Consider the following 22,259-nt stretch of genomic DNA (forward strand, 5'->3'; position numbering starts at 1 on the left):
CCAGGATGCTTGCGCAGGCGCAACCAGCGAAGTACAGTGCCCCCATACGATCGTCGTCCGCTCCGTGGGAGGCAGGAACCATGTCGTTGACCAGGCACGAACGTCAGGAGCTGGCCCTCCTCGAGAACCAGTTCACCGCTCTCGACAATCGAGCGTTCATGGCGCTCGGACCCGCCCCTCGATCCGGACTGCGGGGCGGGTCCTGGCGTAGCGGGATCGGCCTCGGGGTCGGCGGCCTGGCCCTGTTCATCGCCGGCGTCGCGGTGAACAGCGTCTTCATCAGCGTCACGGCGGCGATCGTCGTCTCCGCCGCCGTCCTGTGCCTGGGCTGGAGCATCCTCGGCTGGCTGAACGCGAACGCGCGAGCGTTCGACCACCCGCATCCCCGCAGTCCAGCCTGAGCCGCCGAGGAAGGCTGCCGATAGGACGGTGGCGGGAACGGGACCGTTGCCGGCTACGACGACCGGGCTAGGCGAAGAGCGCGACGATCTCGGTACGACCGAACATGTCGGCGGCTGCACGGGCCGACGGCGTTCCCGCGTCGGGATCCGCTCCGGCCTCGACGAGGAGCCGCACCACGTCGGTGTGGCCCTTGAAGACCGCGCCTGCGAGGGGTGTCTGGCCGCGATCGTTCGCCTGATCGGGCTCGGCACCGCGTGCGAGGAGATCGCGGACGACGCCCGGGTGCCCGTTGTAGGCGGCGAGCATCAGCATGCTGTCGCCGGCGGTGTTGGTGAGCGTGAACGGCACTCCGGCGTCGAGGTACCGCATCAGCGTTGACCTGTCCCCCTGGCGGGCGGCGTCGAACAGGGCGTGGGCCAGTGCGATCGCAGCGGCTGCGCCGCCGTCCCGACCCGCGCCGCCGTCCCTACCCGCGTCGCGGTCGTTCCCCTCGCTCATCGCGGCGACCTCAGGAAGCCCGTGGCCCGCCCGACGACCTGCCCGGCGTCCGGGGCCACGATGACCTCCTGGCCGGCCGAGTACGCCTCCTCGCCGTCCTGCACCAGCAGGTCGGCGGAGGCGCCGACGGAGCGCTTGAGGACGGCGAGGGCGATCGGCCCCATCTCGTAGTGGTGGCCCACCGAGGTCACCCTGCCCACGGTGCGGCCCTCGCTCAGCACGGCACTCCCGGGCGCCGGGAGCGTGTGCTGGCTGCCGTCCAGGTGCAGGAAGGTGAGCCGACGTGGCGGGTGCCCGAGGTTGTGGACACGCGCGACGGTCTCCTGCCCCTTGTAGCACCCCTTGGCGAGGTGTACGGCCGTGCGCATGAGGTCGAGTTCGTGCGGGATCGTCTTCTCGTCCGTCTCGAAACCGGGACGCGGACGCCAGGCGGCGATGCGCAGGGCCTCGGCGGCGAGCGACCCGGCAAGGGCGAGCCCGGACGCGGAGACGACGGCGTCGAGGTCCGCGCGCGGCACCAGGTACTCGAACCAGGGCCTATCCCGGCCCGGGTGCCGGCCGTCGTCGACCATGGAGTAGGCATAACCGCCCGCGCCGACGGCGGGCCAGGGATCCTCCCACACGAGGACGTCCTCCCCCAGTTCGGGCAGTGCCCTCGTGGCGCCGAGCACGGCCCACTGCGGTGTGGCGTCCGCGACCTCGACGCGGAGCATGAACTTCATGCGCTCGAGCCAGGCGGCGAGCGGCCCGGCTTCCCCGCCCTCGGTGACGAGCCAGGTGGTGTTCCCGTCATCGACGACGTGCGCGGAGTATTCGATCCGCCCCTGCACGGTGAGGAGCAGCGTCTCCGAGCTCTGGCCGGGCGCGAGGCCGAGCAGCAGTTGCGAGGACAGCGTGTTGAGCCAGCTGAGGCGATCGGGCCCGGAGACCGTCACGACGCCGCGGTGCGAGAGGTCGACGAGGGCCTGCCCGTCCGCCAGGGCACGCTGTTCGCGGAAGGGGTCGCCGTAGTGCGAGGCGACTCCGGCATCCGCTCCGCCGCCATCGACGGCTCCGGGTCGGCTCAGGAGGGGGCTGGTGGTGGTCATGACGGTATAACGCCTTCTCTACGGGACTATTCCTCCACCGGGTGCACGTGCCGGCGGACATGCCGGGACGGGTACGGTCAGGAGGTCTTCTTCAGGATGGCGGAGGCATGGGCCTCAAGGGCGTTGCCGTCCGCGGCCACGTCCCAGCGCCAGTACAGATTGCCTTCGACCAGGCCGAACAGGCGGGTGGCAGCGGTGTACTCCTTGGAATGCTGGCCGCGCATCACGAGATCGGTGCTGAGCTGGATCTGCGGGCCCTTGATGCTGCCGTAGTAGAGCTCCGCGATGCCGCCGGGATGCACGATGGTCGCCGTGATGTCGAAGCCGCCGGCCCCGTTGCGGAAGTGCTCCACCTCGTCGGCCGTCTTGAGGGCCGGGACGATGTCCGCGGGGCTCAGGCCCGGTCCGACGTCGGCGTCGTTCAGCTTGCGGTCGAGCGCCCAGAAGCCGGTCTCGACCGAGAGCGGCCGCAGCTGCGAACCGTGCTCGTCGATGAGCCACGATTCAGCGCTGTACTGCAGGTAGGGCAGGCCGTTCTGGGAGAACACGACGCGCTGCGAAAAGCGCTCCGAGTCGGCGGTACCCTCGCCAAGCATCCCCGTCCCCTCCCAGGTTCCGAGGAGCCACGACAGTGGGACGAGCTCGGGCGTCAGGTCGGTGGGCAGGTCAATCGACATGGGGGCTCCGTGTCAGTCGGCTACTTCTGGCCCTTGTACAGGCGCGTGATGACGAGGGCTGCGAAACCTGCCATGCCGAGACCGGCGACGACCAGCAGCGAGATGAAGAAGATTTCAAGAGCAAGAATGGACATGCTTCCATCCTAACGCCCGCCTCGGACAGCACGGCACCGGGCCCCTGCACGCCCGGTGGGCCTGTCCGGGCGAGGAACTGCGTTCAGGAGAGGAGGAGCTTGTCGAGGAAGTAGACGACAGCGCCGATCGCGAGCACGGGGGTGACGCCCGCCGCGATGGCGGCGACGGCCGCCAGCGGCGCTTCGCGCGCGACGAGCAGGCGACGGGTCCCCGCCATGATCGCACCGCAGGCCAGTCCCACCACCGCGGCCGCGAGGGCTGGGACGTCGGTGAACAGCAGTGCTCCGAGCGGACCCGCGAGGGCCGCGAGGAGGACGGCGGCGGGCGCGACGAGGCGGTCAGGAAGGGGCAGGAGGCAGACCGCGATCGCGACGAGGATGCTGACCCCGGTCACGAGCGTCACCCCGGAATCGGCGGCATTGACGGCCAGGCGGTCCGCAGCCACCCAGCCCGCACCCATGCCGACCGCGACGACCCCGGAACTGGCCCCGAGGGTCGATTCCAGCCGGTGGCTCTGACCCGTTCCGCGCACGAGCTGGATCATGAAGACGGCGCCGACACCGAGAGCCACCGACGCCGGGAACCAGGTCAGGAACGACGGGCCCGGGGTGGTGGCCGTCAGGACGACGGCGAGGAGGGCTGCCAGGCCGATGGCGGCGGACTGGCTCTTCTTGGCCGGTACGCGCAGGATATGGGGCCAGCCGACAGCGGCGACGAGACAGGCGAGCGCCGCAGCGATCGCCACGGCCTGCAGGGAGACATAGGAGGAACCGATGATCGCCCCGGCCGCCAGAGCCGCGGCCCCGGCCGCTGCGGCAACACTCGTCCTCTTCACCCTGCAATACTGCCCTACCGGCACGGGGGGCGGGAAAACGCGGGCACGGCGGCGGGGCACCGGCGTGCGCCGCATCACAGGGGCTGCGGCTATACTTGTCGAAATCTCTACCGCCGTCGCCCCCTGGGCCCTGACGGCGCCGCTGCCCGATGATGCGCATTCCCGACCCGTGGAGGACACATGCCGCACATCCTGATGCTCACGAACACCACCGGCTCGTCGGTCGACATCCTGCCGGCCCTCGAATTGCTGAACCACAAGGTGCACATCCTCGCGGCAGAGCCCACAGCGCTCCTCGAGACCGAACCGTGCGACGTCGTCCTGGTGGACGCGCGCAAGGACCTCGTCGGCGCCCGCTCCCTCACGCAGCTGCTCAAGGCGACCGGCCTGAGCGCCCCCCTCGTCCTCGTCCTCACCGAGGGCGGCATGGCAGCGGTCGCCGCCAACTGGCTCGCGGACGACGTCGTGCTGGACTCGGCCGGACCAGCCGAGGTCGAGGCCCGCCTGAGGCTGGTCATCGCGCGGTCGACGGCGACCAGCGAGGAGGCGAGTACCGAGATCCATGCCTCCGGCGTCGTGATCGACGAGGCCAGCTACACCGCCCGGGTCGGAGGAGAGCCGCTGAACCTGACGTACAAGGAGTTCGAACTCCTCAAGTACCTCGCTCAGCACCCCGGCCGCGTGTTCACCCGCGACCAGCTCCTGCACGAGGTGTGGGGCTACGACTACTACGGAGGCACGCGCACCGTCGACGTCCACGTGCGGCGCCTGCGGGCCAAGCTCGGCGCCGACCACGAGCAGCTGATCGGGACGGTGCGGAACGTGGGATACCGCTTCACGCTGACCCGCCTCCCGGAGGACCGCAGCTCCGTCAACCAGGACGCCTGAGCGCCGGCAGGGAACGAAGAAGCCCCTTCCACCCGCGGGTGGAAGGGGCTTCTTCGTGGTCCGGATGGCACCGGAACCGGAAGTGGAGGACATACGGGTCGAACGTATCGCGGGCACCCCACTGGTGCATCCCCCTCGAGCAGTTCACGACATTACCCCACGCCGGACCGGCGGCCAAACCCGCCTGCCGGGCGGGGACTAGGCTGGGCGCATGACCGCCGTAGAGCACTCCCCCACCTGGTCCATCGACAGGATCGCCGGCGCCCCGGCACCCGCGGTCCTCGGGGAGATCCGGCGCCTCGCCGGAGCGGCAGCGGAAGCCGACGGCAACCCGCCCCTGTCCGAGCAGACCCTCGTGACCCTTCGCGCACAGGACGCCGGGGACCGCCTGCTCGTCTTCACGGCGCGCACCCCGGGACCGCAGGAGAGCGACCTGGCCGGCGTCGCCGTCATCACCCGGGGTGCGGAGGACGGCGCCGTCCTCGAACTCGTCGTCGGGCCGGACTGCCGTGGCGAGGGCGCGGGCACCGCGCTCATCGAGGCGGTCCTGGCCGAGGGCATCAGCGACCTCCGCGGCTGGTCCCACGGCAACCACTCCGCCGCTGCGGACCTCGCCACGCGCTTCGGCTTCGAACCGGTACGGGAGCTGTGGCGGATGCGCCTGACGCGCGCGGCCGTCGAGGAGTCCGTTCCCGAACTGCGCCTGCCCGCCGGCGTCGTGCTGCGGACGTTCGTGCGGGGCCAGGACGAGGACGCCTGGCTGGCGGCCAATGCCGCGGCCTTCGCACACCATCCGGAGCAGGGCGCCACCACCCGCGCCGACCTCGAGGCGCGCATGGACGAGGACTGGTTCGACGCCGACGGCTTCCTGCTCGCCGTGCGGCAGCAGGACGGCAGCCTCCTCGGCTTCCACTGGACGAAGATCCATGCCGGAGCGGGCAGCCACCCTGCCATGGGCGAGGTGTACGTGGTGGGGGTGACGCCCGAGGCACAGGGCATGGGGCTCGGAAAGGCCCTCACGATCGCCGGGATCGAGCACCTGCACGCCAAGGGCCTGCAGGCCATCATGCTGTATGTCGACGCCGACAACACGGCTGCGGTGGCGCTCTACCGGAAGCTCGGGTTCACGCGCTGGGACGTCGACGTCATGTACGCGGGCAAGACGGCCCGACCCACCTTGTAAGGTTATTTTCGAGGCGCGCCCGGCTGTCCCAGCGGTGTGGCGCCACCATGTCCGCCCACTCTGCAGGAGACGCAATGGATTCAGGAACCACACGCCGGGGTGCGTCCTTGTACGGGTCGTCCGAGACGGCTCCGGCCCGGGCTACCCAGGACCGCATCGACATCCCCGAATTCGCTCCCAGCCTCCTGCCCTCGGGGGACATCCGCCCGGACCGTTTCCTGGACCGTGAGATCAGCTGGCTCGACTTCAACGCGCGTGTCCTGGAGCTGGCCGAGGATCCCGAGCTTTTCCTCCTGGAGCGCGTCAACTTCCTCTCCATCTTCGCGTCCAACCTCGACGAGTTCTTCATGGTGCGCGTCGCAGGGCTCAAGCGGCGCATCGCCACCGGCCTCGCCGTCCCCTCCGCTGCAGGGCTGAGCCCCATCGAGCAGCTCGAGAAGATCATGCAGGACGGCTACCGGCTGCAGCAGCGGCACGCCGCAGTCTTCGCCGAGCACATCCGCCCGGCGCTCGCCGAGGAGCAGATCCACCTCACCACGTGGGACGAGCTCGACCAGACCGCGCGCGCCGAACTCCACAAGATCTTCGCCGAGAAGGTCTTCCCGATCCTCACGCCGCTCGCCGTCGATCCGGCGCACCCCTTCCCCTACATCTCGGGGCTGTCCCTGAACCTCGCCGTCGTCGTCCGCAACCCCATCAGCGAGAAGGAGCTCTTCGCCCGCGTCAAGGTACCGGACCAGCTGCCGCGCCTCATGTCCGTGGACGGACCCCGTGCCGGCAACGTCGCCGGCCGCATAGCGCGCTTCATCCCGCTCGAGGAAGTCATCGCCGTCCACCTGGACCAGTTGTTCCCGGGGATGGAGGTCCTCGAGCACCACCTGTTCCGCGTCACGCGCAACGAGGACCTCGAGGTGGAGGAGGACGACGCCGAGAACCTCCTCCAGGCCCTCGAGAAGGAACTGCTGCGCCGCCGCTTCGGCCCGCCCGTGCGCCTGGAGGTGACCACGGACATCAACCCGAGCATCCGGGCGCTCCTGTCCCGTGAACTCGGGGTCGAGGAGGACGAGGTCTACAACCTCCCGGCACCCCTGGACCTGCGCGGGCTCAGCGTGATCGCCGGGATCGACCGCGGCGACCTCCACTACCCGAAGCACGTCCCGCACACGAGCCGCCACCTCAACGAGAGCGAGACGTCGAAGGCCGCGAACGTCTTCGCGGCCATGCGCCGTCGGGACATCCTGCTGCACCACCCGTACGACTCGTTCTCGACATCGGTCCAGGCGTTCCTCGAGCAGGCCGCCGCCGATCCCAAGGTGCAGGCGATCAAGCAGACGCTGTACCGCACGTCGGGCGACTCCCCCATCGTCGACGCGCTGATCGACGCCGCAGAGGCCGGCAAGCAGGTGCTGGCGCTCGTGGAGATCAAGGCCCGCTTCGACGAGCAGGCCAACATCTCCTGGGCGCGCAAGCTCGAGCAGGCCGGCGTCCACGTGGTCTACGGGATCGTGGGCCTCAAGACGCACTGCAAGCTCTCGCTCGTGGTGCGGCAGGAGATCGACGGCCTGCGCCGCTACTGCCACATCGGCACGGGCAACTACCACCCCCGCACGGCCCGGTACTACGAGGACCTCGGCCTGCTCACGTCCAACGAACAGGTGGGCCAGGACCTCTCCCGCCTCTTCAACCAGCTCTCCGGCTACGCCCCGAAGTCCACCTTCAAGCGCCTCCTCGTCGCGCCGCGCTCCGTCCGCTCGGGCCTGATCGACCGCATCGAACGGGAGATCGCGAACAAGCAGGCGGGCCTCGCCGCGCGCGTGGTCATCAAGGTCAACTCGATGGTGGACGAGGCGATCATCGACTCGCTCTACCGTGCCTCGCAGGCGGGCGTGAAGGTGGACGTGATCGTCCGCGGCATCTGTTCGGTGCGTCCGGGAGTCCCGGGCCTCAGCGAGAACGTGACGGTCCGCTCCGTCCTCGGACGGTTCCTGGAGCACTCGCGGGTGTTCGCCTTCGCGAACGGCGGCGAGCCTGCCGTCTTCATCGGGTCCGCCGACATGATGCACCGCAACCTGGACCGCCGCGTGGAGGCACTCGTGCAGCTCAGTGCGCCCGACGACATCTCCTACCTGATGACCCTCATGGACCGCTACATGAATCCATCGGTGTCCAGCTGGCACCTCGACGAGACGGGCTGCTGGACGCGGCACCACAAGGACGACGATGGCGCTCCCCTCGAGGACATCCAGTCCTGGCTCCTGGCCTCACGGGGCCGCCAGCGAGCGGTATCGCGCCGCTGATGGCCACCTCCACGAAGGACGCCACCGCCAGCACCACACGGAGCGGCGACGCCACCGTCGCCGCGGCCGGGACCCTCTGCTGGCGGATCGAGAAGGGCCTGCTCGAGGTCCTGATCATCCACCGTCCCCGCTACAAGGACTGGTCCTGGCCCAAGGGCAAGCTCGATCCGGGAGAGACGACGCCGGAGTGTGCCGTCCGCGAGACCTTCGAGGAGGTGGGGCTGAGCGTCAAGCTCGGGATCCCGCTCGCCACCATCGCCTATCCGGTGACCTCCGGCGAGAAGGTGGTGCACTACTGGGCAGCCAGGACCGAGCGCCTGATCCCCACCCCTGACGGCAAGGAGGTGGACCGGGTGCAGTGGGTGTCGCCGGAGAGGGCGCGCGACCTGCTGACCAATCCGTCCGACGTCGAACCCCTCGACGCCCTCGTCGAGGCGCACCGCTCGAAGGACCTCCAGACATGGCCCCTGATCGTGGTGCGGCACGCGAAAGCCAAGCCACGGTCCTCGTGGAGCCAGGCCGAGGGCGAGAGGCCCCTTGCCGCCACCGGCCGGCGGCAGGCCATCGCGGTGAGCCGCCTCCTGCAGGCGTGGAACCCCGAGCGGGTGGTGAGCAGCCCCTGGGTGCGCTGCGTCCAGACCATCTCCCCCTACGTCAACCAGCGCAGCGCGAAGCTCAAGCTCGTCGACGCCCTGACCGAGCACGATGCCGCCCGCAAGCCGGGACGCGCCAGGACCGCCGTGGAGAGGCTCTTCGACAAGCGCCGGTCCGTCGCGGTCTGCACGCACCGTCCGGTGCTGCCGCTCGTGTTCTCCGTGCTGGGCGACCACATGACGAGCACCCTGCGCCGGCTCCTTCCCGCCGAGGATCCGTACCTCGCGCCGGGCGAGGCCGTGATCTGCCAGGTGAGCAGCACGAACCAGGGGCGGATCGTCTCGGTGGAACAGTTCCGCGCCTACGACGACTGATCGCGAGGGCTTGACCGCAGCCATTCTGTGTCAAACACTTGACACAAAATGATGGGGGTCCCATGAAGTACCTCGGCGCTTCGCTCGTCGGACTGCTGATCCAGGCGCTGGTGGCGTACGCCGTCCTGTGGCTCGCTCACCGCAGCACCGACGCCGGCGCGTCGCCGATGAAGCTCGCGCGGCGGCACGCGTTCATGGCGTCGGTGATCGCACTGATCGCCGGAGGGGTCTTCGGGCCTCCACCCTTCTACGAGCTCCTCGGGCAGGGGTCGGTACCGGCGGGAACAGCACCATGGAGCCTGCACCGGTCCGGGACTTCCTCCGTGCCGCCTCACCCCTGCTGATGATCGGTGGGATTTACGTACTGGCCCAGTCCACAGGGCCGTCCGGTCGTGGCACGGTCCGCACGGCGGACCTCACCGTCAGGAGCCTCCGAAGCTACGTGCCGGTGAAGCTGGCTGCCTTCGCCGGCGTGCTGGTCGTGGCCGGCGCCGTCGCCATCGCCCTCACCGCGGGCCTGCCCGCTGTGGAGGCGGACGGTATCGCGGACGGGACCGGACGGGTACCGCCGGGCCGGATCCCCGGCAGCTACTTCGCCCTGGTTGCCGGCACCTCGCACCTGCTCTTCGTCCTCGGCGTCGTCCTCGCCCTCGTGGTCGTCGTCAGGAGGCGGCGGGTGCCCACCCTGACGCATGTCGAGGACAGCATCGTGCGCCGCGTGTTCATCAATCGGCTCCTGAGGACCACCGCGCTCGTCTCGGTGTCCGGCATCGGCAGTTCGCTCGAGTTCGCCGCCGGTTCGGGTTCGGAGCAGGTGTGGAGCTCCCTCCGCCTCGCCCTGGCGGTGCTGTGGTTCGTGACCGTGATGGTGATCCTCGCGGCCGCGCCACCACGGGAGGCGGAGCCGGTGGACCAGCCCGTCACCACCGGCCTGGCCGCGCCGGGCGGATCGATCGAGCGGGCGGACGCCGTCGTGCTCGGTGGGCGGCGTATCGGCTATGCCGCCTGGACCATCTGCCTGGTACCCCTGCTCCTCGCATCCGAAGCGTTGGGCACCGTCCTGGGGCTGTCGCTGCTGGCTCTCGGGTTCCTCGGGTTCTGCGGTGCACAGGTCTTCGCCGAACTCGCACTCACCCGCAACCACGGCACGGATCGGAGGCTCAGCCGGTCCCACGCCCGGCAGGTGGCGCCACTGAAGCCGTGGTCTTTGGTCCCCGCCGTCCTCCTGCTCCTGGTCGCCGTCATCGCTGCGGCCTGGGTGGTGGGACTGCTCCGGGGCTCACCCGGTGCCGCGGCCTGGCTGGTCGCGTTCGCGGTGCCCGCGGTGATGGTCATGGCCGCAAGCATTGCTGTCGCCAGGCCGCCTGTGCGCGGCGCCCTGCGGGAACAGGACATCGCGTTGCGGGTCGGGACCGTGCGCAGGATGCTGCTGATGGCGTGCTCTGCCATGTGTGCCTCCACCGGCCTCCTGCTGGCGGGGAACCGCCCTGAAGTGTTCGCCGCCGGGCCGGGCGGGTTGCCGGTCGATCAGGGATACGTCGACACCCTCGTCGTCGCGCTGCTCGTGTCCGCGGTCGCCGTCGCCATCCTTCCCGCCCCGCGTGGCTCTGCGCTTCCGGTCGGCACCGCGGACGCCTACCGGTGAGCACGCTCCTCCGGATCGACCTGTCCTCGCCGGTGCCTCCTTTCGAGCAGATCCGGGCGGGCATCGAACGCCTGATCGCGCGGGGCGCACTCGACGACGGCGCCCGCCTGCCGACCGTCCGCAGCCTCGCCGCGGACCTGGGCGTCGCGACGGGCACCGTGGCCCGTGCGTATCGTGAACTCGAACAGGCAGGCCTGGTCGAAGGACGCGGCAGGCGGGGGACGCTGGTGCGCGTTCCGCCGACGGACGGCAGCAGCAGCGGGATAGCCGGCAATGCAGAGCGTGCCGTCCCCCCGGACATCGACCCGGACGTCGACCCGGATCTTGACTGGGACGTCGACCCGGACATCGGCCCGGACCTCCGCGAGGCCGTTGCCCTCGCCGTCACCGCTGCACGGGCCGGTGGGGTCTCCGCCGAGGACCTGGCGGTCCTGGTCCGTCGGGCCTACGCTGCCCCGGCTCCCGGCCCGGACATCGGCGGGAATGATCAGTCGGCGTAGTTTCACCGCCGGTGCTGGCCCCGTTCATGCCGCGTTCACCCCCGCTGCCTAATCTCGGGACGTCAAGCAGGGACCAGCACCGAGGACGGGAACACAGCAATGGCCGATGTCAAGGGCCTCGTACGGGGGCTTCTGCCCCACGAGATCGAGGAGATCCACGGCATCGGGCCCGCAGGCCCGCTGACACCGAAGCTCCTGCACGCGATCGACCGTGCGGCCGGCGGACCCGGCGAGGGCCGCGGCTACTACGTGTACGGCACGCCCGCCGATACCGACCGGCCCCGGCCCTTCGTGCTGCGCGAGGACGTGTGCGCCGAACTGTTCGGCGTCAACCACTAGTACGACCCGCGGCGCGGTCCCTCGGTGATCCTGCGCAGGCATGCCGTCCTCGGGGAGGATGGCGGGATGAAGCCGTTCCCCGAGGCAGTGGATGCAGGAACCGTACCGGGTGGACCGACGGGCGTCCTGCTCCGCCTGCAGGCCACGGGCGCGGAATCCGTGCTGCCTCCGGTTGCCGCCATGTCGCTCGTCCTGGACGACGTCGAACTCGCTCGCGCTGCGCGCCTGATCGATCCCCGTCTCTCCTCGTCCTTCATCGCCGGGCGGTACCTGCTGCGCACCCTGGCCGCCGAGCTGCTCGGCGTCCCGGCGTTCCGCCTCGTCTCCAGCTTCACGTGCCCGCGCTGCACCCGGGCCGGCAGGTCGGATCACGGACGGCCCGGGTACACCCTCGACGGCGGGGTGCTGCCCATGGCACTCAGCCTCTCCCGCGCCGGTCAGGTCGTACTCCTCGGCGCCCTGGACCCGGGCAGCGGCACGGGCACGGGCTGGGGCGTCGGCGCCGGGATCGGAGTCGACCTCGAGCGGGTCGCGGACGTGGGGTTCGACGGGTTCGACGACGTCGCGCTCACGCCCGGGGAGCGGTCCTCCCTCCAGCGGTTGCCGACGGCACACCGGGCTGCTGCGCGGGCGCGCCTCTGGACGCGGAAGGAGGCCCTGGTCAAGGCCCTGGGGACGGGTTTCACCGATCGGGGTCCGAGCGGGGTGGAGGTCCTGGCGGACGGGAGGATCACGGACGTCAGGGAGGTCGACGACGTGCTGCTCGGGACCCTGGGGCTCGCGGCCGCCGTCGCCGTCGTCCCCGCACCTGCCGGATGACTTCAGGCCTGCCGGAGGGTGCCGGCCCTGCCGGATGACTTCAGCCGTGCGGAAAGTGCCGGCCCTGCCCGATGACTTCAGGCCTGCCGGAGGGTGCCGGCCCTGCCGGATGATTTCAGCCGTGCGGAGAGTCCAGGCCCTGCCGAGAGTCCAGGCCCGCCGGAGAGTCCCGGCAGCGATGAGGGAGGACCCACCGGACCCGCCTCGGTGCGTCCCGCCCCGTCAGAGGGCGGGGAGTTCCTCCGCGAACAGCCATGGTGCCAGCAGCGCTTCGGCGTCGACGCCCTGGAGCGTCCGCGCGGCGAGCGCGAGGAAGTTCGGCGTTGTCACGGAGCCGAACCGGTACTCCCCGGACCACGAGCGCAGGAGACCGAAGAAGGCGTCGTCGCCGGCGGCCTTCCTCAGCGCGTGCAGGGCCAGCGCGCCGCGCTTGTAGACGCGGTCGTCGAACATGTCCGGCGCACCCGGATCCCCGATGGCGAGGTCCTGCGGTTCCCTGGCCAGGCGCTGGTGCGTGGACAGCGCGTGGGCGTCCGCCGTCGTCGACCCGCCGGCCTCGGACCAGATCCACTCGGCGTAGCAGGCGAACCCCTCGTGCAGCCAGATGTCCTGCCACCGGGCGGCCGTGACCGCGTTGCCGAACCACTGGTGCGCCAGTTCGTGGGCGATCAGCCGCTGCGCCTTCCAGTCCTGGTCGAGGTGGTTGCGCCCGATGATGGAGAGCGTCTGCGCCTCGAGGGGGATCTCCAGCTCGTCGTCGGTGACCACCACGAGGTACTGGGGGAAGGGGTACGGCCCGAAGTGCTGCTCGAACGCCGTCATCATCTCGTGGTTGCGGGCCAGCGAGACCCTGGCAGCGGGCGCGAGCGACGGCGGGACGGCGGCGTACTGCGGCACCGGCTGCGCAGGGTCGCGCGGCAGTGCGTGCGAGGGAAGCCCGACGGCGGGCTGCGCCGGGTCGTTCAGCGCCACGAGCTCGTAGCGCCCGATCTGGACGGTCGCGAGGTAGGTGGCCATCGGCTCCGCCTGCTCGTAGACCCACGTGGTCCGGCTGGACTTTGCGATACGCGAGACGAGCACACCGTTGCAGATGGCGCGGTAGCCGGCGTCGGTGGTCACCGTGAACCGGTAGCGGGCTTTCCGGGACGGGTGGTCGTTGCACGGGAACCATGACGGCGCACCGGTGGGCTGCCCGGCCACGATGACGCCGTCGGTCAGTTCCTCCCACCCGACCTCGCCCCAGGTACCGGAGATCGGCTCGGGATTGCCCTCGTAGCGGATGTCGAGCCTGAACTCGGCGTCGTCGGGCACCGGGTGCCGGAAGCCGATCACGAGCTTGCCGCCGCGATCCTTGAAGGACCGCACGCGCACGGTGTCGGACGTGACCTTCGTGGTGCGCAGCCCACGGAGGTCTAGCTCGAGCTCGTGGAGTTCGCGCTGGGCGGTCATCGTGAGGACGGCGCGGCCGGACAACCGGTTGCTGGCGAGCTTGTAGTCGAGGGTGAGGTCGTAGTGCTCCACCCGGTAGGAAGTGCTGCCGTTGGCCGGCGTGTACGGGTCCGGTGCGGGACCCTCGGCGCTACCGCTCACGCACCGTCTCCCGGACCCGACCACGAGCTGACCGGGTTGCCCATCCAGTGGCTTCCTGCGGGGACGGTCTCGCCGCGCATCACGAGGGATGCTGGGCCGACCGTGCCGCCTGGCGCGATCTCCGCAGCCGGGAGGATCACGCTGTGCGGACCCAGGGTTGCGCCTGCGGCAAGCTCCACGGTGTCCATGCTCATGATCCTGTCATGGAAGAGATGGGTCTGCACCACGCAGCCACGGTTGACGGTGGATCCGTCGCCGAGCGTCACGAGGTCCGCCTCCGGCAGCCAGTAGCTCTCGCACCAGACGCCGCGTCCGATCCGCGAGCCGAGCGCCCGCAGCCACCAGACCAGCGCCGGGGTGCCGCTGGCCGCCCGGGCGAACCACGGCGCGCTCACGCTCTCGATGAAGGTGTCCACGACCTCGTTGCGCCAGATGAAGGAACTCCACAGCGGATGCTCGCCCGCCGCGATCCGCCCCACCAGCAGCCACTTCGCGACGACGGCGCTGCCCGCCGCGACGGCCCCGAGCGCCATGAAGACGACGCCGCTCAGCAGCGCCGCCACCGGGTACCCGCCGCGGACGGCGAGTGCATCGAAGATGACCAGCGCGCCCGCCGCGATCATCACGGTAAGGATGACCGGCACCACCCGGCACAGCTCCCAGAAGGCTCGGGCTGCCTTCAGCCTGCGCGGGGGCTGGAAGGTGCGGCTCTGGTCGCCCGTGACGGCGAGGCGGCGGAGGCGTGACGGCGGGCTGCCCAGCCAGGAGCTGCCGGCCTTGGCCTTCGGCGGCGTGGCCGAGAGCACGGCGACGAGCGAGTTCTTGGGCACCCGCCGTCCGGCCGACGTCATGCCCGAGTTGCCGAGGAAGGCGCGCCGGCCGATCTTCGCGGGGGCGATCCTGAGGTGGCCGCCACCGAGCTCGTAGGAGGCCACCATGGTGTCGTCCGCGAGGAAGGCGCCCTCGTTGATGGTGGTCATCTTCGGGATCAGCAGCACGGTGGAGGCCTCGACGTTCCGGCCGACCCGCGCCCCGAGAAGCCGGAGCCACACCGGGGTGAAGAGGCTGGCGTAGAGGGGGAAGAGGAGGTCCCGCGCCAGGTCGAGCGTGCGTTCGGTGGCCCAGATCTGCCACCCGATGCGGCTGCGCGCCGGGTAGTACCCCTCCTGCAGGCCGATCCCCAGCAACCGGACGGTTCCGAGCACGAGGACGGCGGTGACGACGAGCCAGAGGACCGCCGCGAGGACCACCGGCCCCACGAGGGACGGCCAGGCGGCCGAGAGCGACGGCGCTCCCCGCAGGGCGGCCACGACCGGCAGTGCCGCGACGGCGGCGGCGACGTACGGGATGAGGGCGAGGACGCCCGACGCCGCCGCGAACACCAGGAACGACAGCCGGGAGTGCAGCCGCGAGCGCGGTGGCGGGACGTCCGGCCACCCCTGCTGCGCCTTGCCCGCCCTCGTCGCGGGCGATCCGGAGACGAGCCGGCCGGGTTTGACGTCGCCCTGGACGGCCGAGCCGGGCGCCACCTCGGCGCCGGCACCGATCCTCGCGCCCGGCATCAGCGTGCTCCGCGCGCCCACCACCGCTCCGGCCCCGACGGAGACCGCGCCGATGTGGACGCGGTCTCCGTCGATCCACCAGCCCGAGAGATCGACCTCCGGCTCCACCGACGCGCCGGCGCCGAGGGTGAGGAGACCGGTGACCGGCGGAACGGAATGGAGGCTGACGTCGGGCCCTATGCTGGCGCCGAGGGCCCGCGCGTACACCGGCACCCAGGGGGCGCTCGCCAGGCTGACTGCCCCCACGCTGTCCGAGATCTGCTCGGCCAGCCAGAGCCGGAGGTGGACCTTCCCGGAGCGCGGGTACACACCCGGCTGCACGCCGCCGAGCAGGATGCGGGCTGCGGCCACGGACAGCGCCATGCGGCCGAGGGGGCTGACGAAGACGAGCCAGGACAGCCCGACCCACCACCAGGACAGGGTGGGAGCCGCAGTGAGGATGCCGAGGCCGCCCAGCACGTTGGCGGAGATCATCGCGTAGGTCAGCCAGCGCATGCCGGCGAGGAACTGCAGTGGAATCCCCATGGCGGTCTGGAAGACCTGCGACTTCGTCGTGGTGCGCCGCACCGTCCTCGGCGGCGCAGGAGCCCGCTCGCCGCCGTCCCCCGTTCCGGCGGCGAAGGCTGCGAGCGCTCCGAGCCGTGGGTGGGCATAGATGTCCGCCACGGTGATGACCGGGTACCTCGACCGGATGAGCGACACGAGCCGGGCGGCGGCGAGGGACCCACCGCCGTGCAGGAAGAAGTCGGCGTCCTCGTCCGCGGGCACCGAGCCGAGGACCGCCGCCCACTGGTCGGCGATCCACTGCACGCGCGGGTCGAGGTCCCGCGGATCGCCGGGCTCCCCGACGCCGGGGAGCGGCCAGGGCAGGGCGTTCCGGTCCACCTTGCCGCTGGTCTTGGTGGGCAGCGAGCCGGCGAGGGTCAGCAGCGGTACCAGCGCAGCGGGGAGCCGCTCCGCGAGGAGCTTCCTGAGTTCAGGGAGGTCGGGCTCGGGCCCGGCCGGCACGAGGTAGCCGACCAGCAGCTGGTTGCCCGACGGCGTGGACCGCACCGCCGCGGCCGCACCGGCGATACCGGGCAGGGCTTGCAGGGCAGCGTCCACCTCGCCGAGTTCGATGCGGCGGCCACCGAGCTTCACCTGGTCATCCGCGCGCCCCACGAAGACGAGTCCGGCCGCCTGGAGCCGGACGAGGTCCCCCGAGCGGTAGGCGCGGTCCCAGCCGAGCGTGGGCATCGGCGCATACTTCTCGGCATCCTTGGCGGGGTCCAGGTAGCGGGCCAGGCCCACTCCCCCGATGATGAGCTCGCCCGTGCCGTCCTCCTGCACGGGCACACCGGACTCGTCCACCACGGCGAGGTCCCAGCCGTCCAGTGGCAGGCCGATGCGCACCGGCCCCTCCCCGCCCAGGCGCGCCGCACACGCGACGACGGTCGCCTCGGTGGGTCCGTAGGTGTTCCACACCTCGCGGTCGTGGACGGCGAGGCGCTGCGCCAGTTCCGGCGGGCAGGCTTCGCCGCCGAAGATCAGGAGCCGGACGTTCTCGAGGGAATCGGCGGGCCACAGCGCGGCGAGGGTGGGCACCGTGGACACGACGGTGATGCCGCGCGCGATCAGCCAGGGGCCGAGGTCCACGCCGGTCCGGACGAGCGCGCGGGGCGCCGGCACGAGGCACGCGCCGTGCCGCCAGGCCAGCCACATCTCCTCGCACGAGGCGTCGAAGGCCACCGACAGGCCCGCCAGCACCCGGTCCGCGGGACCGATCGGTTCGGGCTGCAGGAAGAGGCGTGCTTCCGCGTCGACGAAGGCGGCCGCCGAGCGGTGCGTGACGGCCACGCCCTTCGGCGTCCCCGTGGAACCGGACGTGAAGATGATCCAGGCGTCGTCGTCCGGCGTCGGTGCGCCCGTCCCCGCTCCACGCCCGCCCGGCCCTCCGCTCAGGGACAGCCCCTGCCCTCCGGTCACGGACAGCCCCTGCCCGACGACGACGGCGGCACGCGACTCCGCGAAGACGACGCGGGCGCGTTCGTCGGGGTCGTCGGCGTCGACCGGCACATAGGCCGCGCCCGCCGTGAGGACGCCGAGGATCGCGATGTAGAGCTCGTTGGTCCCCGACGGGATGCGGACCCCCACGGTGTCGCCACGGCCCACCCCGGCGTCGTGCAGCGTTGCTGCGAACGCCTCCGCTGCGGTGACGAGCTCCGCGTAGCTGAGGTCCGAGCTGCCGTCGTCGAGCGCTGACGCATCGGGATGCTCGGCAGCCGTGGATTGCAGGATGTCGAGGAGGGTGCGGGGCGTCGGTGCGAGCCCGGACGCCCCGAACTGCGCGGTGTAGGGCGCGGCGGTGGTCTCGGGCGAGGGGATGGTCACGGGGGGAGTCTTCCGGTGGAAGGTGAACGGAAGGTGTCGTGCATGGTGCCCCTCCATTGTTCCGGCGAACTCTACCGGCGCCTAGACTTGACCGGGTGAGCACCCCCATCCCCACCCCCTATGAGGACCTGCTGCGCGACGTGATGGCGAACGGCGCAGCGAAGAGCGACAGGACGGGCACCGGGACACGCAGTGTCTTCGGCCGGCAACTGCGGTTCGACCTCAGTGAGTCCTTCCCGCTCATCACCACCAAGCGCGTGCACTTCAAGTCCGTGGCGCTCGAGCTGCTCTGGTTCCTGCGCGGTGATTCGAACGTCCGCTGGCTGCAGGAGCGGGGCGTGTCCATCTGGAACGAGTGGGCGGACGACGACGGCGAGCTGGGCCCGGTCTACGGGGTCCAGTGGCGCTCGTGGCCGACTCCCGATGGTGGGCACATCGACCAGATAGCCCAGGTGGTCGAGGCCCTGAAGAGCAACCCGGATTCCCGCCGCCACCTCGTCTCGGCCTGGAACGTCTCGGAGATCGCCGACATGGCGCTGCCGCCCTGCCACGTGTTCTTCCAGTTCTATGTGAGCCCAGGGACCGACGGCGGCCCGGGGAAGCTCTCCTGCCAGCTTTACCAGCGGTCCGCCGACACCTTCCTCGGCGTCCCCTTCAACATCGCGTCCTACGCCCTGCTGACGCTGATGGTCACGCAGCAGACGGGCCTCGAACCCGGTGAGTTCATCTGGACCGGCGGCGACGTCCACGTGTACGACAACCATGTGGAGCAGGTCGCCGAGCAGCTGTCCCGCGAGCCGTACCCGTACCCGCGGATCGAGCTGAAGCGGAAGCCCGCCAGCATCTTCGACTACACCCTGGAGGACTTCGACGTGGTCGGCTACCGGCACCACCCCACCATCAAGGCCCCGGTGGCGGTATGAGCGAGGCGCCGTCACATCCCACCCTCAGCGTGACCGACGCCGTCGGGTCCCGCCCCGTGATCGGCATGATCTGGGCGCAGACGGAGAACGGCGTGATCGGCAGGGACGGCGGTATCCCCTGGCACGTGCCGGAGGACATGGCGCACTTCAGGGCCACGACCACGGGACATCCGGTCATCATGGGTCGCCGCACGTGGGAATCCTTTCCCCCGAAGTTCCGGCCGCTGCCGGACAGGACGAACATCGTCATCTCGCGTTCGACCGCCGACCTGCAGGGCGCCGTCGTCGTCGATTCGCTCGACGCCGCCCTCGAGGCCGCCCGCGCGAGCCCGGGTGCGGAGGAGATCTGGGTCATCGGCGGTGGTCGTGTCTACGCCGACGCCATGGCCCGGGCGAATGCCGCCCTGGTCACCGTCGTCGAGTCCACGGTGGAGGGTGACACGCTGGCCCCGGCCCTCGGACCCGAATGGGCGCTGGCCGCGCTCACGCCCGAGACCGGCTGGCTCGAATCGACGAGCGGCACGCGCTACCGCATCAGCCTCTGGAGTCGGCAGGGCTGAATCCGCGATGCTCGTCCGGCCGTGAGGGAGGCGCCGGTCACAAAGCGGGCAGCAGGAGCTCGCCGCGCCTAAACTGGAAGGCATGACTTCAGCACCTGATAGCTCAGCCCTGCCGTCCGTCGGATTCGTCGGTTGGCGCGGCATGGTCGGCTCGGTCCTCATGCAGCGGCTCCAGGACGAGGGCGACTTCGCGCGCATCAACCCCGTCTTCTTCTCGACGTCGGCCGCCGGCGGTGCTGCGCCGTCGTTCGCCGAGGGCGCCGGCACGCTCCAGGACGCGTACGACGTCGAGACGCTCGCCAAGTTGCCGATCATCGTGACCGCGCAGGGCGGCGACTACACCGCCGAGGTCTACCCCAAGCTGCGCGACGCCGGCTGGTCCGGCCTCTGGCTCGACGCCGCATCCACGCTGCGCATGGAGCAGGACAGCATCATCGTGCTCGACCCCGTCAACCGGTCCGCGATCGACGCCGGGCTCGCGAACGGCGTCCGCGATTTCATCGGCGGCAACTGCACCGTCTCCTGCATGCTCATGGGCCTCGGCGGGCTCTTCCGCAACGGGCTGGTGGAGTGGGGCACCTCGATGACCTACCAGGCGGCGTCCGGCGGCGGTGCCCGGCACATGCGGGAACTCCTCAACCAGTTCGGCGCGCTTCACGGCACGGTCGCCATGAACCTCGACGACCCGGCTTCGGCGATCCTCGACATCGACCGGGCCATCCTCGCCAAGCAGCGGCACCCGAGCCTCGAGGCGAGCCAGTTCGGGGTACCCCTCGCCGGCTCGGTCATCCCCTGGATCGACAGCGACCTCGGGAACGGTCAGTCCAAGGAGGAGTGGAAGGCCGGAGCGGAGACGAACAAGATCCTCGGCACCGGCACCGGCACCGGCACCCGCATCCCCTTCGACGGCCTGTGCGTCCGTGTGGGCGCCATGCGTTCGCACTCGCAGGCTCTGACCCTGAAGCTCACGCAGGACCTCCCCGTGAGCGAGATCGAATCGATCATCGCGGCGGACAACGAGTGGGTCCGGGTCATCCCGAACACGAAGACCGACACCCTGGCGGGCCTGACGCCGGTTGCCGCCACGGGCTCACTGGATATCCCGGTGGGGCGTATCCGCAAGCTCGAGATGGGCCCCGACTACATCAGCGCCTTCACGGTGGGCGACCAGCTGCTGTGGGGCGCGGCCGAGCCGCTGCGCCGGATGCTGATGATCGCCACCGGGAACCTCTAGGCCTCACTGCTCCCAGCGGGCGCAGCGGTCTGCGCGGCCACCTGGTAGATCAAGGCGGTGGCGACGTCGCGGAGCCGTACGTTGCTGTCGTTCGACATCTGCTTGAGGCGCAGGAACGCCTCATCGCTGCCGCACCGGTACCGGCCCATGAGGATGCCCTTCGCCTGATCGATGACCCCTCGGGACGTGAGCGCCTCCTGCAACTGCTCCACCTCCCGACGGGCGGAGTGGTAGAGGCTGGAATGCGCCATGGCGGTCGCTGCATACTCCACGAAGCGGCGTGAGGTCTCGGTCGAGGTTCCCGTCGACGGCTCCTGCAGGTAGCCGAGCACCTTGACGAGGTCCTCACGGTAGTCGGTCACGTCCTCCACCTGCTGCAGGATGGCCACCAGGTCCCCGCCGTCGTCGAACACGGGGATGTTGACCGGGCTCCAGTAGCGCTCCGTGAAAGCGCCCGGCTGGTCGGGGTCGGGGATGTCGTAGCGGTGGATGTGCATGCTGTCGCGCTGCCTGGTCGAGAGCACGCGTTCCAGGGACTGGCGCATGGCCCGCGCGGGAGCATCCTCGGACTGCAGCGGGTTCTCGGGGAAGAGCTCGAATGCCTGGTGCCCCACGAGGTCATCCCGTGCCATGCCGGTCGCCTCGGCGAACGCCGTGTTGACGTCCAGGATGACGAATTCCGTGTCCATCAGCGAATAGGCCAGGGTCGTCGCCTCGAAAGTACTCGCGCGAAGGGCATCAGCCGCATCGACCGGACGATGCTGCGTTACCTGCTGCTGCTCCGCCATTCCACTCCCCTGTTCCGCCATTCCCGTCCTCCTCGCCCGCAACGATTCCTCCAGCGAACCGGGCGAGCCACGTGCAGTTGTACGAACATCCGATGCTATCCAGTATTCCGGACCTTCCGTCAGCACGTCCGATCTCGCTGCACGGTGGAGAAAAGGTCGGTGCGCGGCGGAAGGATGTGCGCATGGATCCCGTGAATGCAGAGACCGTCCTCAGGCGCTTCTTCGCGTGCAGCGGCCACGTGCGGCATCCGGAGAGTCTCCTGCGCTACGAGCGGGTGCAGTGCCACCTCCGGGACTACCTTGAGCATGTCGCCGTCGCCCGTCTGTCGACCGCTGATCGCGAGTTGCTCGAACTGGAGCGACAGTTCGGCACAGCCGAGCCCTACGTCCAGGTGATGGGTGCCCGGGAGCTGCTGCATGCCCTGCCGGACTTCCTTGGAGCGTCCCAGCTCCTTCCCGACTTCCACGACCGTCTCGCCCAGATCAGCGTGGCCTCCCGCCTGGCGCAGTGGCTGTGTTCGCGGCGGCTCGTGCAGCGCGAGGACAGCTGGGGCGACGTCGTCCTCACGCGCGCCGCCGCTGAGCAGGCACGGCGCTCCGTCGCGCTCTAGGTATACCGGGCCGGGGCTGGTCGAGGCGGACCGGAGTCTGTCGTGGGGTGGTTTGAGGAGGGGCGGCCTGTTCTGGCCTGTCATGGCCGGGACCGCTGTGTTCCGGTGAGGGTTGGTGTCGGTGGTCGGGGCCGGTCGTGGGGTGCTTCGTTGTGGGCTGGTTGGTGGTGGGCTGGTTGGTTGTGGGCTGGCTGGTTGTGGGCTGGTTGGTTGTGGGCTGGCTGGTTGCGGGCTGCTTCGTCGCGGGCTGGCTGGTTGTGGGGTAGTTGGTTGTGGATGGTTCGTCCGGTCTGCCAGTAGGTGTTGGTTCGGGTGGTGCCGGCCCGGCCGGGGTGTCCGGGTGCGTG

General features: G+C 70.5%; 21 protein-coding genes and 1 pseudogene. 14 read left to right on the top strand and 8 right to left on the bottom strand.

The annotated features are described in order from the left end of the window. The first annotated feature begins 80 nt into the window (after positions 1-80). Positions 81-401: a DUF3040 domain-containing protein gene (locus ACIQCY_RS04935; RefSeq protein ID WP_400482761.1), complete on the top strand. Its 321-nt coding sequence runs from the start codon at positions 81-83 to the stop codon at positions 399-401. A 67-nt stretch (positions 402-468) separates the two neighbouring features. Here ACIQCY_RS04935 and ACIQCY_RS04940 read toward each other — a convergent pair whose 3' ends face one another. The 4 genes from ACIQCY_RS04940 to ACIQCY_RS04955 form a co-directional block, all read right to left on the bottom strand. Then, positions 469-900: an ankyrin repeat domain-containing protein gene (locus ACIQCY_RS04940; protein ID WP_400482762.1), complete on the bottom strand. Its 432-nt coding sequence runs from the start codon at positions 898-900 to the stop codon at positions 469-471. Continuing rightward, entirely contained in the window at positions 897-1,988 is a 1,092-nt protein-coding gene (locus tag ACIQCY_RS04945) for a YgfZ/GcvT domain-containing protein (RefSeq protein ID WP_400482763.1), read from the bottom strand. The genes ACIQCY_RS04940 and ACIQCY_RS04945 overlap by 4 nt, the downstream gene beginning before the upstream one ends. Before the next feature lie 77 nt (positions 1,989-2,065). Next, complete coding sequence (locus tag ACIQCY_RS04950; RefSeq protein ID WP_400482764.1) at positions 2,066-2,665, bottom strand: FABP family protein; 600 nt, start codon at positions 2,663-2,665, stop codon at positions 2,066-2,068. Between the two features lie 217 nt (positions 2,666-2,882). After that, entirely contained in the window at positions 2,883-3,635 is a 753-nt protein-coding gene (locus tag ACIQCY_RS04955; RefSeq protein ID WP_400482765.1) for a hypothetical protein, read from the bottom strand. A gap of 180 nt (positions 3,636-3,815) precedes the next feature. Between ACIQCY_RS04955 and ACIQCY_RS04960 the strand changes: the two genes are divergently transcribed. The 9 genes from ACIQCY_RS04960 (at position 3,816) to ACIQCY_RS05000 (ending at position 12,274) form a co-directional block, all read left to right on the top strand. Beyond that, complete coding sequence (locus tag ACIQCY_RS04960; protein WP_400482766.1) at positions 3,816-4,523, top strand: winged-helix domain-containing protein; 708 nt, start codon at positions 3,816-3,818, stop codon at positions 4,521-4,523. A gap of 211 nt (positions 4,524-4,734) precedes the next feature. Then, complete coding sequence (gene mshD / locus ACIQCY_RS04965) at positions 4,735-5,706, top strand: mycothiol synthase (RefSeq protein WP_400482767.1); 972 nt, start codon at positions 4,735-4,737, stop codon at positions 5,704-5,706. 74 nt (positions 5,707-5,780) lie between these two features. Further along, positions 5,781-8,003: an RNA degradosome polyphosphate kinase gene (locus ACIQCY_RS04970; RefSeq protein ID WP_400482768.1), complete on the top strand. Its 2,223-nt coding sequence runs from the start codon at positions 5,781-5,783 to the stop codon at positions 8,001-8,003. After that, on the top strand, positions 8,003-8,971 hold the full coding sequence (locus tag ACIQCY_RS04975; protein ID WP_400482769.1) for an NUDIX domain-containing protein: 969 nt from the start codon (positions 8,003-8,005) through the stop codon (positions 8,969-8,971). The genes ACIQCY_RS04970 and ACIQCY_RS04975 overlap by 1 nt, the downstream gene beginning before the upstream one ends. A 62-nt stretch (positions 8,972-9,033) precedes the next feature. Next, positions 9,034-9,315, top strand: coding sequence for a hypothetical protein (locus tag ACIQCY_RS04980; protein WP_400482770.1), 282 nt, complete (start codon positions 9,034-9,036; stop codon positions 9,313-9,315). Then, positions 9,264-10,616, top strand: coding sequence for a hypothetical protein (locus ACIQCY_RS04985; protein ID WP_400482771.1), 1,353 nt, complete (start codon positions 9,264-9,266; stop codon positions 10,614-10,616). Before ACIQCY_RS04980 ends, ACIQCY_RS04985 begins: the two co-directional genes overlap by 52 nt. Next, positions 10,613-11,116 (top strand): GntR family transcriptional regulator, encoded by a 504-nt coding sequence (locus ACIQCY_RS04990; protein WP_400482772.1) that lies wholly within the window; start codon positions 10,613-10,615, stop codon positions 11,114-11,116. The genes ACIQCY_RS04985 and ACIQCY_RS04990 overlap by 4 nt, the downstream gene beginning before the upstream one ends. A gap of 99 nt (positions 11,117-11,215) precedes the next feature. Next, positions 11,216-11,455 carry a hypothetical protein gene (locus ACIQCY_RS04995; protein WP_400482773.1) on the top strand — a complete coding sequence of 80 codons (240 nt, stop codon included), beginning with the start codon at positions 11,216-11,218 and terminating at the stop codon, positions 11,453-11,455. Between the two features lie 66 nt (positions 11,456-11,521). Next, on the top strand, positions 11,522-12,274 hold the full coding sequence (locus ACIQCY_RS05000; RefSeq protein ID WP_400482774.1) for a 4'-phosphopantetheinyl transferase family protein: 753 nt from the start codon (positions 11,522-11,524) through the stop codon (positions 12,272-12,274). Between the two features lie 222 nt (positions 12,275-12,496). On the opposite strand, the gene ACIQCY_RS05005 is transcribed toward ACIQCY_RS05000, so the two are convergent. Next, positions 12,497-13,864, bottom strand: coding sequence for a M1 family metallopeptidase (locus ACIQCY_RS05005; RefSeq protein ID WP_400482775.1), 1,368 nt, complete (start codon positions 13,862-13,864; stop codon positions 12,497-12,499). Continuing rightward, positions 13,861-17,796, bottom strand: coding sequence for a Pls/PosA family non-ribosomal peptide synthetase (locus ACIQCY_RS05010; protein ID WP_400482776.1), 3,936 nt, complete (start codon positions 17,794-17,796; stop codon positions 13,861-13,863). The genes ACIQCY_RS05005 and ACIQCY_RS05010 overlap by 4 nt, the downstream gene beginning before the upstream one ends. Positions 17,797-17,939: 143 nt before the next feature. Here ACIQCY_RS05010 and ACIQCY_RS05015 point away from each other — a divergent pair, with 143 nt between their 5' ends. The 3 genes from ACIQCY_RS05015 to asd all read left to right on the top strand — a co-directional run bounded on the left by ACIQCY_RS05015 (position 17,940) and on the right by asd (position 20,513). Continuing rightward, a complete protein-coding gene (locus tag ACIQCY_RS05015; RefSeq protein ID WP_400482794.1) occupies positions 17,940-18,719 on the top strand; it encodes a thymidylate synthase in 780 nt (259 codons plus the stop codon). Further along, positions 18,716-19,279: a dihydrofolate reductase gene (locus ACIQCY_RS05020; RefSeq protein ID WP_400482777.1), complete on the top strand. Its 564-nt coding sequence runs from the start codon at positions 18,716-18,718 to the stop codon at positions 19,277-19,279. Before ACIQCY_RS05015 ends, ACIQCY_RS05020 begins: the two co-directional genes overlap by 4 nt. An 82-nt stretch (positions 19,280-19,361) precedes the next feature. Continuing rightward, entirely contained in the window at positions 19,362-20,513 is a 1,152-nt protein-coding gene (gene asd, locus ACIQCY_RS05025; protein ID WP_400482778.1) for an aspartate-semialdehyde dehydrogenase, read from the top strand. Here asd and ACIQCY_RS05030 read toward each other — a convergent pair. Further along, a complete protein-coding gene (locus tag ACIQCY_RS05030) occupies positions 20,510-21,301 on the bottom strand; it encodes an ANTAR domain-containing protein (RefSeq protein ID WP_400482779.1) in 792 nt (263 codons plus the stop codon). The genes asd and ACIQCY_RS05030 overlap by 4 nt on opposite strands. 182 nt (positions 21,302-21,483) lie before the next feature. On the opposite strand from ACIQCY_RS05030, the gene ACIQCY_RS05035 reads away from it, so the two are divergent. Continuing rightward, positions 21,484-21,912 carry a hypothetical protein gene (locus ACIQCY_RS05035; RefSeq protein ID WP_400482780.1) on the top strand — a complete coding sequence of 143 codons (429 nt, stop codon included), beginning with the start codon at positions 21,484-21,486 and terminating at the stop codon, positions 21,910-21,912. An 80-nt stretch (positions 21,913-21,992) separates the two neighbouring features. Here ACIQCY_RS05035 and ACIQCY_RS05040 read toward each other — a convergent pair. Further along, positions 21,993-22,259 (bottom strand): annotated as a pseudogene (locus tag ACIQCY_RS05040) (hypothetical protein); the annotation flags it as partial.

It is taken from the genome of Arthrobacter sp. NPDC092385, assembly GCF_044755105.1.
Classification (GTDB): domain Bacteria; phylum Actinomycetota; class Actinomycetes; order Actinomycetales; family Micrococcaceae; genus Arthrobacter_D.